The following is a 14,529-nucleotide window of genomic DNA, read 5'->3' as shown; positions in this document are numbered from 1 at the left end:
TGCTTTCCAGAGTTTGTGACCCGATTGCGGTCCTTTTGCCTGAGAGTTTCCGGGGCGGTTGCTCCTTCGGCGCCGGCAAAGCCGGTCTCTCCCGCAATCGAGGTCAGCATGAGCAAGTTTTCCGGGCGCGTCAATCGGGCCCAGAAGATTGTGCCAAACAAAAAGGCGGACCCCAAGGCCCGCCTTTGTATTCAGCAATGATCAGGAGATCAGTTCAGGCGAGTGCCGACATCGGCAATGGCCTTGTCGATGACCTGGCCACCGTTCCGGTTCATCTCTTCGGCAAGCACGACGCGGGCAGCTTCAACGGCGAGATCGGCGGAGCGGCCACGCACTTCGGCGATGGCCTGGGCTTCGGCCTGGGCGATCTTGTCTTCGACAGCCTTGGTGCGGCGCGCAACGAGATCGGCGAGCGAGGCTTGGGCTTCCGCGGTCATGCGCTCGGCTTCTTGCTTGGCAGCAATGACGATGCCTTCGGCTTCCTGTTCGGCCGCAACGCGCTTGCGCTCATATTCGACCAGCAGTGCGGCCGCTTCGTCACGCAGGCGCTTGGCTTCGCTCAGATCGGTTTCGATCTTCTTGATCTGCTTGTCGAGCATGCCGTTGATGATGCGCGGCACGCCGACGTAAAAGAGCAGGCCGATGAAGACGACGAGGCCAACGAGGGCAAAGAAGCTGTTATCCATCCATTCTGGCATGGTGCTTATCCCTTAACCTTGGCCACGGCAGCGCGAACGCTGTCGGGAGAAACAGTGCCCACGATCTGGCCGACGACAGCCTGAGCGGTTTCCACCGCGATTTCGTCGACATGGGCGAGGGCGGCAGTTTTTGTTTCGGCGATGCGCGCTTCGGCAGCGGAAACCTTGGTGGCAAGGTCGGTTTCTGCAGCACCGCGCTTTTGCGCGAGGTCAGCCTGGATCGCATCGCGGCTCTGGGCTGCGATCGACTGGGCCTTGGCCTTGGCTTCAGCGAGGGCCTTTTCATAGGAAGCGATTGCCGCATCGGTCTTCTGGCGGTCGGCATCGGCCGCAGCCAGATCGGCATCGATCGTTGCCTGGCGCTTTTCGAGAGTGGAGCCGACCTTGGGCAGGGCGACCTTGCTCATCAAGAGATAAAGCGCGGCAAAGGAAATTGCGAGCCAGAGCAACTGGCTGGGGAAGGTCGCCGGATCAAAGGGCGGGAACACGTCCGAATGACCATCGTCATAATGCGCTTCGGTGCCGGTATGGGTATCGGCGGTCGGATCATGCGCATCCACGCCTTCGCCATGGGTGGCGTCGATCGCGGTGTCGAGGTTTTCCTCGGTCGGCGTTTCCGCCTCTTGGGCGTAAGCTTGCGTTACCATCTGGTCGGGGTCCCGTTACATCCGGTCATCCGGCCTAAGGCCAGATAAAGCGCAGCCGGACACTATCATCCGGCTGCGATAATCGTGTGCTGTGGCCGGATTAGGCGACGAACAGCAGGATCAGGGCAACCAGGAACGAGAAGATGCCCAGAGCTTCGGTCATGGCCATACCGAAAATCAGGTTACCGGTCTGGCTGGGAGCGGCGGACGGGTTGCGCAGGGCACCCGAGAGGAAATTTGCGAAGATGTTCGACACGCCGAGGGCGGCACCGGCCATGCCCAGGGTTGCGATACCAGCGCCGATCATCTTTGCGGCTTCAACGTCCATTTGTTTGTCCTTTCGAGGGTCAAAAGTTTACCGGCGAAAAGCCGCCGTTTGAGGGGACTCAACGCCTTAGTGGGATGGGTGGACCGCGTCGTTGAGGTACATCGACGTCAGCACTGCAAACACATAGGCCTGCACCACTGCGACGAGCAGTTCGAGTGCCGTGATCGCCACCGTCATGATGAGCGGCAGCAGGGCACCCAGCCAACCCAGAGCCCCGAGGGCACCAAGGCTGACCACGAAGCCGGAAAACACCTTGAGGGTGATGTGACCGGCCAGGATATTGCCAAACAGACGAACCGACAGGCTGATCGGGCGCGACAGGAACGAGATGATCTCGATCGGCACCACGATGGGCAGCACATAGGCGGGAACGCCGGCAGGAACGAAAAGCTTGAGGAACTTGATGCCGTGACGGAAGAAGCCATAAAGGATCACCACCGAGATCACGAGCAGCGCCAGCGCTGCAGTGACGATGATGTGGCTCGTTACGGTGAAGAAATAGGGGAACATGCCCAGAAGGTTGGCCACCAGCACGAAGCCGAACAGCGAGAACACGAAGGGGAAGAACTTCATGCCTTCCTTGCCCGCCGAACTTCGCAACATATTGGCAACGAAACTATAGGTTAACTCCCCCGCCAGCTGGAAACGGCTCGGCACCAGCGCGCTGCGCGAAGCAGACAGCACCATGAACCCGGTCAGCACCGCCACGGTGACGACCATGAACAGGGCCGAATTGGTGAAGGAGAGATTGAGGGCGGTGCCTGCAGCCTCATCGCCGAGATGGATCGGGAAAAGGTCATAGATGACAAACTGGTGGATCGGGTCAGTACCGGCCATGGAGCCCTCTAAGCGTCATCAAATATCGGTCCGCTGATCATCCTTGGCGCCGGTCACCGGCGGGCTGGATGAAGCGGCGTTCAATTCCGTCACCACGCGGATGACGTTTCGGATTCCAGCCGCAAAGCCCACCATGAACAGGATGAGCAAAAACCATGGACTGGTACCGAGGCCAAGATCGATGAGGTAACCCATGACGGTCCCCACCAGAATAGCGGCGATGAATTCCGTGGCGATGCGCATTCCGCGCGCCATGGTGCTCATGTCGCCGGAAGCTTGTCTCGAGGCGCTGCTGTCCTTGAGATCCTGCTCCCGCTTGGCCGAAGCAATGCGCGATGCAAGATCTCGCGTCACTTCGGTGGCATTTTCCGGACGGCCTTGGTTTTTGGGCGGTTTACTCAATCCGCTTACTCCCCTCCGCGCGCCTTTGCCCGAGGCGTGCTCGGGTGCCTTTTCAGGTCGGGCGCAACATAGTGGTGGCCCCAAAAGGTGTCAAGGCGCGCGCTGTTGTTGTAACATATTGATATCGCGATATTTTTTGCGCGATATCCACGGGTGCGGCATGCTGTCCACACCCCAAATGTGGTAAAGGCGTGGCGCCTTGAGAGATTCCGTCTCGCCCAAAGGGCTAAATCCTGGGTGGCGGATAGCTCTAGGGTTCGTCAAACCACTTCGCGAAAACTCTCTGCCGTCTGCAGGTCGACCGATACCAGTTGACTGACGCCACGCTCGGCCATGGTGACACCAAACAGGCGGTCGACGCGGCTCATAGTGATGGGGTTGTGGGTGATGACCATGAACCTTGTGCTGGTGCGCTGGCGCATATTGTCGAGCAAATTGCAGAATCGCTCGACATTGGCGTCGTCGAGCGGCGCGTCCACCTCGTCGAGCACGCAGATCGGGGCCGGATTGGTCAGGAACACGGCAAAGATCAGGCTCATGGCGGTCAGTGCCTGTTCGCCGCCCGAAAGCAGCGTCATCGTCTGCGGCTTCTTGCCGGGGGGACGGGCGATGATTTCGAGGCCAGCTTCAAGCGGATCGTCGCTTTCGACAAACGTCAGCTCGGCCGTGCCCCCTCCGAAAAGGGACGTGAACAGCTCCTGAAAGAAGCCGTTGACCTTGCCAAATGCCTCGGCCAGCCGGGCGCGGCCTTCTCGATTGAGTGAAGCAATCCCGCCGCGCAGCTTGGCAATGGCCTCTATGAGGTCGTCGCGATCAGCCACCATTGTATCGAGCTTTTGCTGGACCTCTTCAGCTTCTTTTTCGGCCGACAAGTTGACCCCGCCAAGGCGCTCGCGCTCGGTCTTGAGGCGATCCAGCCTTTGCTCGGTGGCCGTTTCAGGCGGCAGCGCTTCCTCGGGGCGAATTCCCGAGACTTCAAGGGTTCGGCTGGCGGGAATGCCGAGGCTTTCTTCCACCTGGCGCTCGATCTGCTGGCGCTGCGCCATGCTGGCCCTGAGCCGCTCTTCGACCCGGGTCAGCTCGATGCGCACATCGGAGAGAGCTTCGGCTGCGGCGCGGAGCGCCTTTTCGTGATCGCGCCAGGCGGTCTGGGCAGCGTTGAACCGGTCGCTGGCTTCGCCCTGAGCGATGCTTGCTTCTTCGATCTGGTCTTGCAGCTGCGCACGCCGATCTGCAAAGCCTTTGGGCGAGGCGTCGAGCTCGGCCAGCTGCCCACGGACCGCTTCCATGCGCTGGTCCAGGGTTGCGAGCTGGCTTGCGGCACCATCGAAGCGCCGTTGCCAGGAGGCGCGGTCGCGGGCGAGCTGATCAAGACGCGCCAGACGCATGCGGGCAGCATTTTCGAAAGTGCCTAACTTGAGCTGCGCCCCATCGGCCCTCTCGCGCAGAGCGGTCAGTTGGGCGTGGCTGTCCTCAAGCTCAAGGGCAAGCTCATCTTCCTCGCTGGCTTCCTCAAGGATATAGGCGGCTTCCTCGCGCACGGCTTGCGCTTCGGCAAGGCTGGTTTCGAGCCGGGCATGCGCCTCTTCGAGCGCGGAGCGGCGACTGTCGAGTTGGCCCTGGGCGCGGAGGGCGCGGTCGAGTTCGCTCTGTGCCTCGCCGATTGCGTGCTGGGCCCGCCGCCAGTTTTCGCGCCGCGCGCGCTCGGCCTGCCGGGTGAGTTCGAGGGCGCTGGTCAGCGTATCGAGGTCGCGCCGGAAGGCGTTGCGCTCCGCCCTGGCGCGCAGGATCTCGTCGTCGAGTTCTGCCAAGCGATTGCGCTGCGAAAGGCGAAGAGCGGCCGCGGTGGGGGCGTCGGCGGCGGCAACGAACCCGTCCCAGCGCCACATCGCCCCCTCAAGTGTCACGAGGCGCTGCCCCGGCCAGAGCGCCGGCATCAAACCTGGGCCGTCCACCGGCCCCACAAGGCCGATCTGATCAAGGCGGCGCTTGAGGAGCGGCGTGCCCCGGACATAGCGCGATAGCGGTTCGGCGCCCTGAGGAAGGGGCGGATCGTCATAGCCTTCGATGGCGATCGACCAGTGGAGTGGCGCGCCAGCATCGGATGAGGCATCGAGATCATCGCCCAGCGCCGCGCCCAGTGCGGTTTCGTAGCCCGGCTCGACTTCCAGTTCATCGACAATGGCTGGCCAGAGGCTCGCGCCCACGTTGAGCATCTTGCCCAAGGTCGAGGCTTCGGCTTCAAGGCGGGTGACAAGCGCATCGCGTTCGGCGAGGCGTGGACGCATGTCATCGAGCCTGGCCTGTGCAGTGGCGGCTTCCTCCTCCGCGGTCAGGGCAGCGCTTTCAGCAATTTCGGCTTCTTCGTGCGCCATGGCCAATGCGTCTTGATAGCGGGCCAGGTTTTCATCTCCCGCTATGGTCTCAGCGATGCGCTGCCGGTCGGCTTCGACCGCTGCCAGTTCACGGGCAAGCCGCTCGAGCCGGAGATCGGCATCGGCAACGGCACGCTGGGCCTGGCCGCGGCGGAGGCGCATCTGGGCAAGGCGGTCGCTGAGGAGCCGCGATTCCGCGTCTGCAGACGCGGCCGCCGCGCGCGCGGCCTCGGCTTCGTTGCGTGCCTTTGCCAGCGCTTCTTCTGCTTCGCGCTCTTCCGCTTCGAGCCGATCCTGTTCTTCGGCATAGGCTGCAAGGCTTGCTTCGCCCTCGGCGACGAGTTCGCGCTCTCGTTCGCCATCGCCCGCGATCTGTTTCAGGCGCTCTTCGAGTTCGCTGCGCCGGTTCGCGACGCGACGCGTCTCCTCGCTCAGCTGTTCAAAGAGAATTTTGTAGCGCTGCAAGACCGCGCTGGTGACGTTTTCGCGCTCCCGCAAAGGAGCCAGGGCTGCTTCGGCTTGCTCGACAGTCTTCTGGGCGAGCCGCTCGGCGTGAGTTGCGTCCGCAAGCTTGCGGATCAGAATGGCCTGATTGGCCTCCCCGTCCTTTTCGGCGGCACGTGTCGCGACCCAGCGGATGTGAAAAAGTGTCGCCTCGGTGCGCCGGATGTCGCTTGAAAGACCCCGATAGCGCATGGCGAGCCGGGCCTGACGCTTTAGGGTTTCAAGCTGAGCCGTGATCTGACCGATGATGTCGTCGACCCGCTCGAGATTGGATTCAGCAGCGCGCAGGCGCAGCTCGGCCTCGTGCCGGCGCGAATGGAGGCCCGATATGCCTGCAGCTTCTTCCAGAAGGGCGCGCCGGGCGGTCGGCTTCGCGGCAATCAGTTCCCCGATCTGGCCCTGCCGCACCATGGCGGGGGAATGCGCGCCGGTCGAGGCATCGGCGAAAAGCAGTTGCACGTCCCTGGCGCGCACCTCCTTGCCATTGACCCGATAGACAGAGCCCGCCTCCCGCTCGATGCGGCGCGTGACCTCGAGAATATCAGCGGTGTTTAGGGCAGCGGGAGCAGTGCGATCGGCATTGTCGAGGACAAGCGTGACCTCGGCGGAATTGCGGCCCGGCCGGTTGCCCGAGCCTGAGAAGATGACATCGTCCATGCCTGATGCGCGCATGGCCTTGTAGGAATTTTCCCCCATGACCCAGCGCATGGCCTCGACCAGATTGGACTTGCCGCAGCCGTTTGGCCCGACAATGCCGGTCAGGCCCGGTTCCATGACGAGCGTGGTCTCGTCACAGAACGACTTGAAGCCATGAAGCTTAAGGCGCGAGAACTTCATGCCGCGCCGCGCCGATGGTGGCTGCGCTGCCGGCTCAAAGGCATCGAGACGGCCGGGCGATTAGAGGACAGCAGGAGGCAACCCCTTCCCCCCGCCGGGGGAAAGGGAGAGACGTGCGTACCGTTACTGCTGCGCAGGGGCAGGGGCCATGGCATCGCCAGCCGGTGCCATCGCATCTGCCGGTGCGCTCGTCTCGGCGGTGGGTGCCTCGGGAGCGGCGGCGGGCGCCTGAGCTTCAGTGGAGGGCGCGACGAAATCGGCGGGCACGAGCGGGTCGATCTCGGCAGCGAGCTGCTCGAGCGTTTTGTCCCCGGAAAGCGTCTTGCCATTGACATAGAAGGTCGGCGTGCCCTGGAGCCCGAATTCGTTCAGCGCCTGTTCGCGCTGCGCTTCCATGCCAGTGAACAGGTCCTGATTCGTCAAGGCAGCGTCAAAGCTTTCCTGGGTAAAGCCGAGCTGGGTCGCGATGGTGAAGATCGCATCGCGCGGGGTTTGCGACGTGCCCCAATCGCCCTGCGTCCGGAAGTAGGTGCCGATGACGTCGTGATAGTTGTCTTCGCCCGAAGCCTCGGCAAGCATGAAGATGGCTGCGTCGAGCACATTGCGCACGAAGGGGCGCAAGATGTACTTCACCTTGCCGGTGTCAATATATTCGGCCTTGAACGGCTCATAGACCGTGTTGTGGAAAGTAGCGCAATGCGGGCAGGTGGGCGAAGCATATTCGATTACCGTGACCGGAGCGTTTTCATTGCCCACGACCTTATCGGCAATGCCGCCGGCTGGCGCTAGGAGCTTGGCCTGATCGATCACGTCGCCCTCGGCGGCCTGTGCACTGGTCAGCCCGCAAAGGCTCAAAGCCGAGGCTGAAGCGGCAAGGATAAGGGTCTCACGGCGGTTGAACTTCACGTGTCAGGCTCCTGTTTTGCTGTGCGCGACACTACACAAGGCTTTGATGTCGGCAAGTAGGCACGATTATCACTTGGGGGTGAACGCACTATCCGCGCTTTTGGTCTGATCTGCTGGAGAGCGCCAGCCCCAAAACGCGCAAGGCCTCGCGCAGTTCAGCATCCTCCACTCCATCGACCGTGGCGCCGACCCTGGCAATCTCGTTCTGGCTCGGTTGCCTCTTGTTCTGTGGCTTGCCGCCTGAACCGGGCGTGAATGGTGCGGCTGACAGTTTGACCTCGTTGACGAGGTGGTAACCGAAATAGCGATTGACCGCGCGGGCGATCTCGGGCGCGGCATGCTGTACGAACAATGCCTGGCCCGGTCCGCAGCGGAGATGGAGCACAGCGCCCTCGTGGCTATGACCGGCACTGCGCGGCCAGGTCAACTTGTCGGGCATGGTTGTCGCATCATAGGGCGGCGGCGCGATCGCCCGCCAATGGGTAATGATATCTCTTGTGGCAAAGCCGCGCTTTTTCAGCACCGGATCGAGCGCGCCCGACAGGACGTCGGCAACGCTGAGCGTCTTGTTGCGTCGTTTCGGTTCGGGCAGCTCTTTTTCGGCCATGGGAAGGCAGTAACGCCGGGTCGCTAGAGGTGCAAGCGCTAGATCGAAAGCTGCAAGGCTCACCAGGATCATCGTGCAGATGTGAAGCCTTGCGCGCGGGAGTGAACCTTCTATATCCCTCGACTATGTCTCTTGTCTCGCCTCAGCCTATCGATGCCGGCGCCGTGCTCGCCTGGTATGATCGCCACGCGCGCGACTTGCCGTGGCGCATTTCTCCGGCAGCGCGCTCGGCAGGGGTGATGCCGGACCCATATAGGGTCTGGCTCAGCGAGGTGATGCTGCAGCAAACAACGGTCGCTGCGGTGAAGACCTATTTCATCCGTTTCACCACGCTCTGGCCCAGCGTCTTCGATCTTGCCACGGCTCCGCTTGATGCGGTGCTGCGCGAATGGGCCGGGCTCGGCTATTATGCGCGAGCGCGCAATCTGCATGCCTGCGCCAGGGCGGTGGTGGAGCAGCATGGCGGCGTTTTCCCACAAAGTGCGGCAGCGTTGGCGAGCTTGCCGGGGATCGGGGCCTACACAAGTGCCGCCATTGCCGCGATCTGCTTTGACGAGCGAGTTGCCGTGCTGGATGGTAATCTCGATCGCGTATTGGCGCGCTATTTCGCGCTTTCGGTGCCGGTACGCGAGGCAAAGGACGGGCTGCGGGCCGCATTGCAGGTCAATGTGCCAAACAGGTCCGGCGATTTTGCGCAGGCCATGATGGACCTTGGCGCCACGATCTGCGCGCCAAGAGTGGCCTCATGCCTCATCTGTCCGTTGCATTCGGGATGCCGTGCCAGCCAACAAGGCGAACCGCTCGCTTATCCCATCAAGCCCGTCAAGGCCGCACGGCCGGTGCGCAGGGGGCATGCTTTCGTGATGACCGACGCTGGCGGGGATGTTTATCTGCAGACCAGGCCGGGCAAAGGACTGCTCGCGGGCATGACCGAAGTGCCGACCAGCGATTGGACAGGCGAAGCGAACGATCCCGCCTATCCTGTCGCGACCGAATGGCGCCATCGCGGACAGGTGATCCACATCTTCACCCATTTCAGGCTCGAGCTCGAGGTGTGGTCGGCGGTGGTCGCGCCGGAGAGCTTCGATGAGGGTTGGTGGAGTCCTCCCGGCGCCCTCAAGGGTGAAGCGCTGCCGACGCTGTTTCGCAAGGTTTTGGCTCAGGCGGGGTTCGACTAGGTAAATACCGCAAGGTAGGCCCTGGCGGGCTGCGAGTCTGTCCCGCAGCTTTCTTTGATCAGCGCCGGCCGAAAAGTCGGTCGGCGATCACGCCATTGTGCCGTGCCGCTATGCTGGGAATGAGCAGGGCGTCGATGAACCACCAGATGGCAACGAGCACCCAAAGAAAACTGAGCACGCCAAAGGACACAAAAGTGAGCAGCAGGACGAGACCTGAAAGCGAGAGCATGATGAGCCCGCTGAACGGCCGCCCGAGATAGAACCGGTGCGCGCCCACATAGCCGAGAAAGGCCCAGAGCAAGTAAGCCACAATAAGCGACTTCTTCTCAATATCATATTGGGCCGATGCCCGATCCATCACCATGACGCACTCCCGTGTTGATCCCGCAGATGGTGGAATGGAGGCGCGAATTCAAGATGGTGCGGCGGCGGCCCAACGGAGCGCAAAAACAAAAAGGCCGCCGGGGCAAACCGGCGGCCAGTTTAGAGCCTGGACGTGATTGGAGGTCAGGATCAGGCAGAATGCAAATCAAGTTTTTGGCGGACACTCGCCCTCAATGTGTCGATAGGCTCGAGTACGCCAAGATAGTCGTGGTGCCAGAAGGTCCACCCGTTGCATGCCTCGGAACCTTGGACCAGCGCGCCGACCTTGTGGATCGACCCCTGATGCGGACCCGAGACGAGCGAGCCGTCTGCACGAACCATGGCAGAGTAACGTTTCGTTAAGTTGAATAGTTGCGCACCCGGTTCAATGAGTCCCTGTTCGATCAGCGAACCGAAGGGAATGCGCACTTCCTTGCGCTTGGGCTTGACCGACTGCAATGCGTCGAAGACCGCCGGGCGCGTGGTGGCGATGCGCTGCCGGGCGGCCGCGACATAGTTTTGCTCGCGTTCGATGCCGATGAAATGACGTCCCAGCTTGCGCGCCACGGCCCCCGTCGTGCCGGTGCCGAAAAACGGATCGAGCACGATGTCGCCGGGTTTGGTGGTCGCATTGAGAATGCGGAACAAGAGAGCTTCCGGCTTTTGGGTGGGATGAACCTTATCGTCGTTCTCGTCCTTGAGCCGCTCGGCACCGGTGCAGATCGGAAACAGCCAATCGGACCGCATCTGCGTGTCGTCATTGGCAAGCTTCATCGCCTCGTAATTGAAGGTCACGCGACTTTTCTGGCTCTTCGCCGCCCAGATCAGCGTTTCATGCGCATTGGTGAAGCGCGTGCCGCGGAAATTCGGCATCGGATTGGCCTTGCGCCACACGATGTCGTTGAGCATCCAGAAGTCGAGATCCTGCAATGCCGTGCCGACGCGGAAAATATTGTGGTAGGATCCGATCACCCAAAGAGCGCCATCGGGCTTGAGGATGCGGCGTGCCGCGGCCAGCCAATTGCGGGTGAAGGCATCGTAATGGGCGAAACTGTCGAACTTATCCCAATCGTCATCGACCGCATCGACCTTGCTCTGGTCGGGGCGGGTGAGGCCCTGCTCCAGTTGCAGGTTATACGGTGGATCGGCAAAGACGAGATCGACCGAGCCGGCCGGCAAGGCATTCATGTGGTCGATGCAATCGCCCACAAGAATGGTGTCGATCGGAAGGCGCGTGGCCTCCATCTCCGCAGCGGCCCGGGGGGCCGTACGCGCGGTACGCAACATACACATATCCCTAACGCAGCACTAATGAGACCGTTATAGAACGTTAGGGTTAAGGGAGGGTTTGCAAGGGGTTAGCGAGCCGTTAAGCCTAAGAGGCCGCCAAAGATCCGGCCACCAGCAGCGCGGCGACAGGAGCGAATGCGGTCCTGTGGTGCCGGCACGGGCCATGGGTGTTGAGTGCCAGAAGATGTTGCGGGGTGGAATAGCCTTTGTGCCCGGCAAACCCGAAAAGCGGCGCATCGCAATCCATGATCGCGCACATGCGGTCGCGCATCACTTTGGCGATGATCGAGGCGGCAGCGATGGACACGCTGCGCCCATCCCCGCCGATCAATGCCGTGCCCCCGCATGGCAGGTTCGGCGGCACGTCACGGCCATCCACCAGCACGCGATCGGCAATGCAGGGCAGGGCGCGCACGGCCCGGGCCATGGCCGCAAGGGTGGCGCCGCGGATATTGAGTGACAGGATGTCGCTTGGCGGCGCGCTCACAACGGCCACATCTGCCACAGCGGTGATCTCGGCAAAAAGCGCCTCGCGCTTTTCGGCAGTCAGTTTCTTGGAATCGTTGAGCCCGGAAGGGATGCGGTCGGGATCAAGCCTCACCGCCGCAACAACCACCGGGCCGGCAAGGGGCCCTCGCCCTGCTTCGTCCACACCCACGACACACTGTGCGCCCCGCGCATAAAACATGGCTTCATGGGAAAAGTCGGGATGGTCGGCTTCGGCGGCAAAAAGGTCCGGTGCTGGCGCGGGTTTAGGGGGCATGGTCGTCTCTTTCGGAACGCTGCACGCGGCTGAGCTGTTCATCGGGCGAACCCCTCTGATATAAGAGTCTCGCCGGGGGGCAAAGACGAGAGTTTATCTATGCGCCAAGCCGCACGCCTCGCCGCCTATCTGCTTTGTGCTGCCCCGCTCGCTGCCGAGCCTTTCGAGCATACATCGGGGGAGTGGCGGCAGTATTTCCGGGATTGGCTCGCCGTATGTCCCAATACGGTCGATGAGGACGCGACGGACTATTACGGGCGCGCCTGTTTTGCCAGCACCGGCAGCCAGGAACTCAACAGCACCAATCTGCCATCTTACAAGCTGACCTTGATCCGTGATCGGCTCAGTGGCGACCTCGACATCGCCATCACCGTCGCTGCCGACGAGGGCAGCTATGACGAGACCCAGGCGCTGGCCCTTGCCTTTTCGGGTGAGGAAACCGTTTCGCTCTCCATGGGCGAGGAGCTCGAAACCCGCAGCAATGTGACCAACCAGTATTTCGTGACCGATGAGGAACTGCGGGATCGGCTGTTTGAAAGCATGCGCGAGCGCACTTCGCTTCGCCTGTTTGTGCCCCTTGAGGGTGCGGAAGAGCAAGCAGATATCAGGCTCTCGCTTCAGGGCGTGATGGCTTCGCTCGATTTCATGAGCACCTATGCGCGGCGCGTGGCGCAATATTAGCGTCTGCCTGGTTGACCTGACATCGGCTTTGGTGTGGTTTGCCGGCCTTCGACCAAGGAATATCCATGTCTCTTCAGCCTGGCGCAGGCCTCCTCTTCGATATCGACGGAACGCTGGTCGAGAGCGATCCCCTGCATCTTGAGGCTTTCAATCGCGCCTTCGCCCCTTATGGGCATCAGTTTGATCGTGAACGGTTCGGGCGGGAATTGCAGGGCCTTGCCAATGAAGCCATCGGCTCCCGATTTCTGCCGCAAGAAACGCCGGAGCGCCAATGGGAGATCATGATGGACAAGGAAGCCTTGTTCCGTGACCTTGCCTCTGAGGGTGTCGAGGCGGTGCACGGCTTGTTTGCGCTGCTCGATTGGGCCGACGGCATGGGACTGCCGACGGTGGCAGTGACCAACGCCCCGCGGCCCAATGCCGAGATGCTGCTCGACAGCATCGGTGCACGCGGGCGCTTCAAGGGCCTCGTCATTGGCGATGAGCTTGCCCATGGCAAACCCCATCCGCTGCCTTATCTCACGGGGATGGAACTGCTGGGGGCAAAGCCGGAGCACTGTGTGGCTTTCGAGGATTCGCGTACCGGCATCCGCTCTGCCACCGCCGCTGGCATCGCGACAGTCGGCATTGCGACCGGACTCGAGCCTAACCAGCTTCTTGAAGCGGGCGCAACGCTCGGTGTGCGCGACTATGCCGATCCGGACCTGCTCGACTTTATTCTCGAAAAAGTCACGCTCTAGCGGCTCTAGAAAAGGCTCATCTGCTTGCTTTCGATCTTGGGCGCGACAAAAAGGTCTGACCGCAAGGGCGGCAACTTGGCTTCCAGTCCATAGCGTTCGCGCGCCTTGTCGAAGCGCTGGCGCAGCAGCACCGCATAGGGTCCTTCGCCCGTCATGCGGACACCCCAGCGCGAATCATAGTCCTTGCCGCCACGCGTGTCGCGGACAAGCGAGAGAACATGGCGCACGCGATCCGGAAAATGCCGCAAAAGCCATTCGCGAAACACGTCCCGGACCTCACCGGGCAGTCGCAGGAGGATCATCGAGGCGCTTACCGCACCCTGAGCCTTGCCGGCATCAAGAATGCGCTCGAGTTCCATGTCGTTGATCGCCGGGATCATGGGCGAAGCAAAGATCGCGGTCGGCACCCCCGCTTCGCTGAGCGCACGGATGGCCTCGAGGCGGCGCACCGGGGAGGATGCGCGCGGCTCCATCTTCCGAGACAGCTTGTGATCCATCGATGTCACCGAGATGGCCACCTTGACGAGTCCAAGCTTGGCCAACTCGGTCATGAGGTCAAGATCGCGCAGGATGAGGGCCGACTTGGTGGTGATCATCACCGGATGCCGCGTTTCGAGCATGACCTCGAGAATGCCGCGGGTCAGCTGGTGCTTGCGTTCGGAGGGTTGGTAGGGATCGGTATTGGTGCCCATCGCGATTGGCTTGGGCCGGTAGGACTTGGCGGCAAATTCTGCGCGCAGCGCTTCTACAGCGTTGCTTTTGACATAGATCTCGCGTTCGAAATCCACACCGGCGGAATGACCGAGATAGGCATGAGTCGGTCGCGCAAAGCAGTAGGAGCAGCCATGCTCGCAGCCGCGATAGGCGTTGATCGAACGCTCGAAGCCGATATCGGGACTGTCATTGGTGGTGATGATGGTCTTGGCGCGTTCCACATGCTCGGCCGTTTCGAAGGTCGGCAGGGTTTCGACGCTCCCCCAGCCGTCATCGAAATTCTCGCGCGAATGGACTTCAAACCGGCCTGAACGGTTGGTCTGGGCGCCACGGCCGCGCACCCGATCAGCGTGCAGCAGTTCCCGTCGAGCGAGATCGGCATCGCGGCTCTGGCTGAGACGTTCAAGGGCTTCAAAGGACGGGGCCTGATAAAGGGCCATGGCGGTTCTCCTGCGAGCGCCGGGCTGGAATCGTCACCTGCGCCTGACTTGGAATCTAGCAACGCCAACAGAACGTAACAAGAACAATGTTCGAATTTTGTTCCGGCCCACCGTCATGCATCTCTGCCCTGCAGCTTGCCGGGGTGGACGCTGGAAGAGCGGACGACTAGAGAGTTCCGACAAAGCGATGAAATGGGCTGATCCCTTATGCTTGAGAGT

At 61.8% G+C, this 14,529-nt stretch carries 15 protein-coding genes and 1 riboswitch; of the genes, 3 read left to right on the top strand and 12 right to left on the bottom strand.

What is annotated here, in order from left to right; translation table 11 throughout:
* Nucleotides 1-17 precede the first annotated feature (17 nt).
* A riboswitch (glycine riboswitch) is annotated at nucleotides 18-104 on the bottom strand.
* A gap of 105 nt (nucleotides 105-209) precedes the next feature.
* The 8 genes from BM364_RS11950 to BM364_RS11915 all read right to left on the bottom strand — a co-directional run bounded on the left by BM364_RS11950 (nucleotide 210) and on the right by BM364_RS11915 (nucleotide 8,204).
* Complete coding sequence (locus BM364_RS11950; RefSeq protein WP_244542857.1) at nucleotides 210-698, bottom strand: F0F1 ATP synthase subunit B family protein; 489 nt, start codon at nucleotides 696-698, stop codon at nucleotides 210-212.
* 5 nt (nucleotides 699-703) lie between these two features.
* Entirely contained in the window at nucleotides 704-1,345 is a 642-nt protein-coding gene (locus BM364_RS11945; RefSeq protein ID WP_092424859.1) for a F0F1 ATP synthase subunit B family protein, read from the bottom strand.
* 100 nt (nucleotides 1,346-1,445) lie between these two features.
* Complete coding sequence (locus BM364_RS11940; protein WP_046103481.1) at nucleotides 1,446-1,673, bottom strand: F0F1 ATP synthase subunit C; 228 nt, start codon at nucleotides 1,671-1,673, stop codon at nucleotides 1,446-1,448.
* A gap of 66 nt (nucleotides 1,674-1,739) precedes the next feature.
* A complete protein-coding gene (locus BM364_RS11935) occupies nucleotides 1,740-2,510 on the bottom strand; it encodes a F0F1 ATP synthase subunit A (protein WP_092424857.1) in 771 nt (256 codons plus the stop codon).
* An 18-nt stretch (nucleotides 2,511-2,528) separates the two neighbouring features.
* Nucleotides 2,529-2,912, bottom strand: a complete 384-nt coding sequence (locus tag BM364_RS11930) for an AtpZ/AtpI family protein (RefSeq protein WP_092424855.1) — start codon at nucleotides 2,910-2,912, stop codon at nucleotides 2,529-2,531.
* A 260-nt stretch (nucleotides 2,913-3,172) separates the two neighbouring features.
* Nucleotides 3,173-6,628, bottom strand: a complete 3,456-nt coding sequence (locus BM364_RS11925) for a chromosome segregation SMC family protein (RefSeq protein WP_092424853.1) — start codon at nucleotides 6,626-6,628, stop codon at nucleotides 3,173-3,175.
* Between the two features lie 123 nt (nucleotides 6,629-6,751).
* The gene (locus BM364_RS11920; protein WP_092424851.1) at nucleotides 6,752-7,534 is read right to left on the bottom strand and encodes a DsbA family protein; all 783 of its coding nucleotides are present in this window, start codon (nucleotides 7,532-7,534) and stop codon (nucleotides 6,752-6,754) included.
* Between the two features lie 88 nt (nucleotides 7,535-7,622).
* A complete protein-coding gene (locus BM364_RS11915) occupies nucleotides 7,623-8,204 on the bottom strand; it encodes a DUF721 domain-containing protein (RefSeq protein WP_175528582.1) in 582 nt (193 codons plus the stop codon).
* 62 nt (nucleotides 8,205-8,266) lie between these two features.
* Between BM364_RS11915 and BM364_RS11910 the strand changes: the two genes are divergently transcribed.
* The gene (locus tag BM364_RS11910) at nucleotides 8,267-9,319 is read left to right on the top strand and encodes an A/G-specific adenine glycosylase (RefSeq protein WP_092424847.1); all 1,053 of its coding nucleotides are present in this window, start codon (nucleotides 8,267-8,269) and stop codon (nucleotides 9,317-9,319) included.
* A gap of 58 nt (nucleotides 9,320-9,377) precedes the next feature.
* On the opposite strand, the gene BM364_RS11905 is transcribed toward BM364_RS11910, so the two are convergent.
* The 3 genes from BM364_RS11905 to BM364_RS11895 all read right to left on the bottom strand — a co-directional run bounded on the left by BM364_RS11905 (nucleotide 9,378) and on the right by BM364_RS11895 (nucleotide 11,735).
* The gene (locus tag BM364_RS11905) at nucleotides 9,378-9,683 is read right to left on the bottom strand and encodes a TM2 domain-containing protein (RefSeq protein ID WP_092424845.1); all 306 of its coding nucleotides are present in this window, start codon (nucleotides 9,681-9,683) and stop codon (nucleotides 9,378-9,380) included.
* A 149-nt stretch (nucleotides 9,684-9,832) separates the two neighbouring features.
* Nucleotides 9,833-10,975 carry a site-specific DNA-methyltransferase gene (locus tag BM364_RS11900; RefSeq protein WP_092424843.1) on the bottom strand — a complete coding sequence of 381 codons (1,143 nt, stop codon included), beginning with the start codon at nucleotides 10,973-10,975 and terminating at the stop codon, nucleotides 9,833-9,835.
* A gap of 82 nt (nucleotides 10,976-11,057) precedes the next feature.
* Nucleotides 11,058-11,735, bottom strand: coding sequence for a ribonuclease HII (locus BM364_RS11895; RefSeq protein WP_092424841.1), 678 nt, complete (start codon nucleotides 11,733-11,735; stop codon nucleotides 11,058-11,060).
* Between the two features lie 99 nt (nucleotides 11,736-11,834).
* Here BM364_RS11895 and BM364_RS11890 point away from each other — a divergent pair, with 99 nt between their 5' ends.
* A complete protein-coding gene (locus BM364_RS11890; RefSeq protein WP_092424839.1) occupies nucleotides 11,835-12,416 on the top strand; it encodes a hypothetical protein in 582 nt (193 codons plus the stop codon).
* A gap of 65 nt (nucleotides 12,417-12,481) precedes the next feature.
* On the top strand, nucleotides 12,482-13,156 hold the full coding sequence (locus BM364_RS11885) for an HAD family hydrolase (protein ID WP_092424837.1): 675 nt from the start codon (nucleotides 12,482-12,484) through the stop codon (nucleotides 13,154-13,156).
* Between the two features lie 5 nt (nucleotides 13,157-13,161).
* On the opposite strand, the gene BM364_RS11880 is transcribed toward BM364_RS11885, so the two are convergent.
* Nucleotides 13,162-14,310 (bottom strand): PA0069 family radical SAM protein, encoded by a 1,149-nt coding sequence (locus BM364_RS11880; RefSeq protein ID WP_092424835.1) that lies wholly within the window; start codon nucleotides 14,308-14,310, stop codon nucleotides 13,162-13,164.
* Nucleotides 14,311-14,529 lie beyond the last annotated feature (219 nt).

The sequence above is a fragment of the Devosia crocina genome, from assembly GCF_900116545.1.
GTDB lineage: Bacteria > Pseudomonadota > Alphaproteobacteria > Rhizobiales > Devosiaceae > Devosia > Devosia crocina.
Note: the sequence above shows the minus strand (reverse complement) of the source record. Positions and strands in the feature narration are given on the sequence as shown.

Coding starts and splice junctions, on each gene's coding strand:
- BM364_RS11950 (WP_244542857.1), bottom strand. CDS start 698: ATGCCAGAATGGATGGATAACAGCTTCTTTGCCCTCGTTGGCCTCGTC.
- BM364_RS11945 (WP_092424859.1), bottom strand. CDS start 1,345: ATGGTAACGCAAGCTTACGCCCAAGAGGCGGAAACGCCGACCGAGGAA.
- BM364_RS11940 (WP_046103481.1), bottom strand. CDS start 1,673: ATGGACGTTGAAGCCGCAAAGATGATCGGCGCTGGTATCGCAACCCTG.
- BM364_RS11935 (WP_092424857.1), bottom strand. CDS start 2,510: ATGGCCGGTACTGACCCGATCCACCAGTTTGTCATCTATGACCTTTTC.
- BM364_RS11925 (WP_092424853.1), bottom strand. CDS start 6,628: ATGAAGTTCTCGCGCCTTAAGCTTCATGGCTTCAAGTCGTTCTGTGAC.
- BM364_RS11910 (WP_092424847.1), top strand. CDS start 8,267: ATGTCTCTTGTCTCGCCTCAGCCTATCGATGCCGGCGCCGTGCTCGCC.
- BM364_RS11905 (WP_092424845.1), bottom strand. CDS start 9,683: ATGGTGATGGATCGGGCATCGGCCCAATATGATATTGAGAAGAAGTCG.
- BM364_RS11900 (WP_092424843.1), bottom strand. CDS start 10,975: ATGTGTATGTTGCGTACCGCGCGTACGGCCCCCCGGGCCGCTGCGGAG.
- BM364_RS11895 (WP_092424841.1), bottom strand. CDS start 11,735: ATGCCCCCTAAACCCGCGCCAGCACCGGACCTTTTTGCCGCCGAAGCC.
- BM364_RS11890 (WP_092424839.1), top strand. CDS start 11,835: ATGCGCCAAGCCGCACGCCTCGCCGCCTATCTGCTTTGTGCTGCCCCG.
- BM364_RS11885 (WP_092424837.1), top strand. CDS start 12,482: ATGTCTCTTCAGCCTGGCGCAGGCCTCCTCTTCGATATCGACGGAACG.
- BM364_RS11880 (WP_092424835.1), bottom strand. CDS start 14,310: ATGGCCCTTTATCAGGCCCCGTCCTTTGAAGCCCTTGAACGTCTCAGC.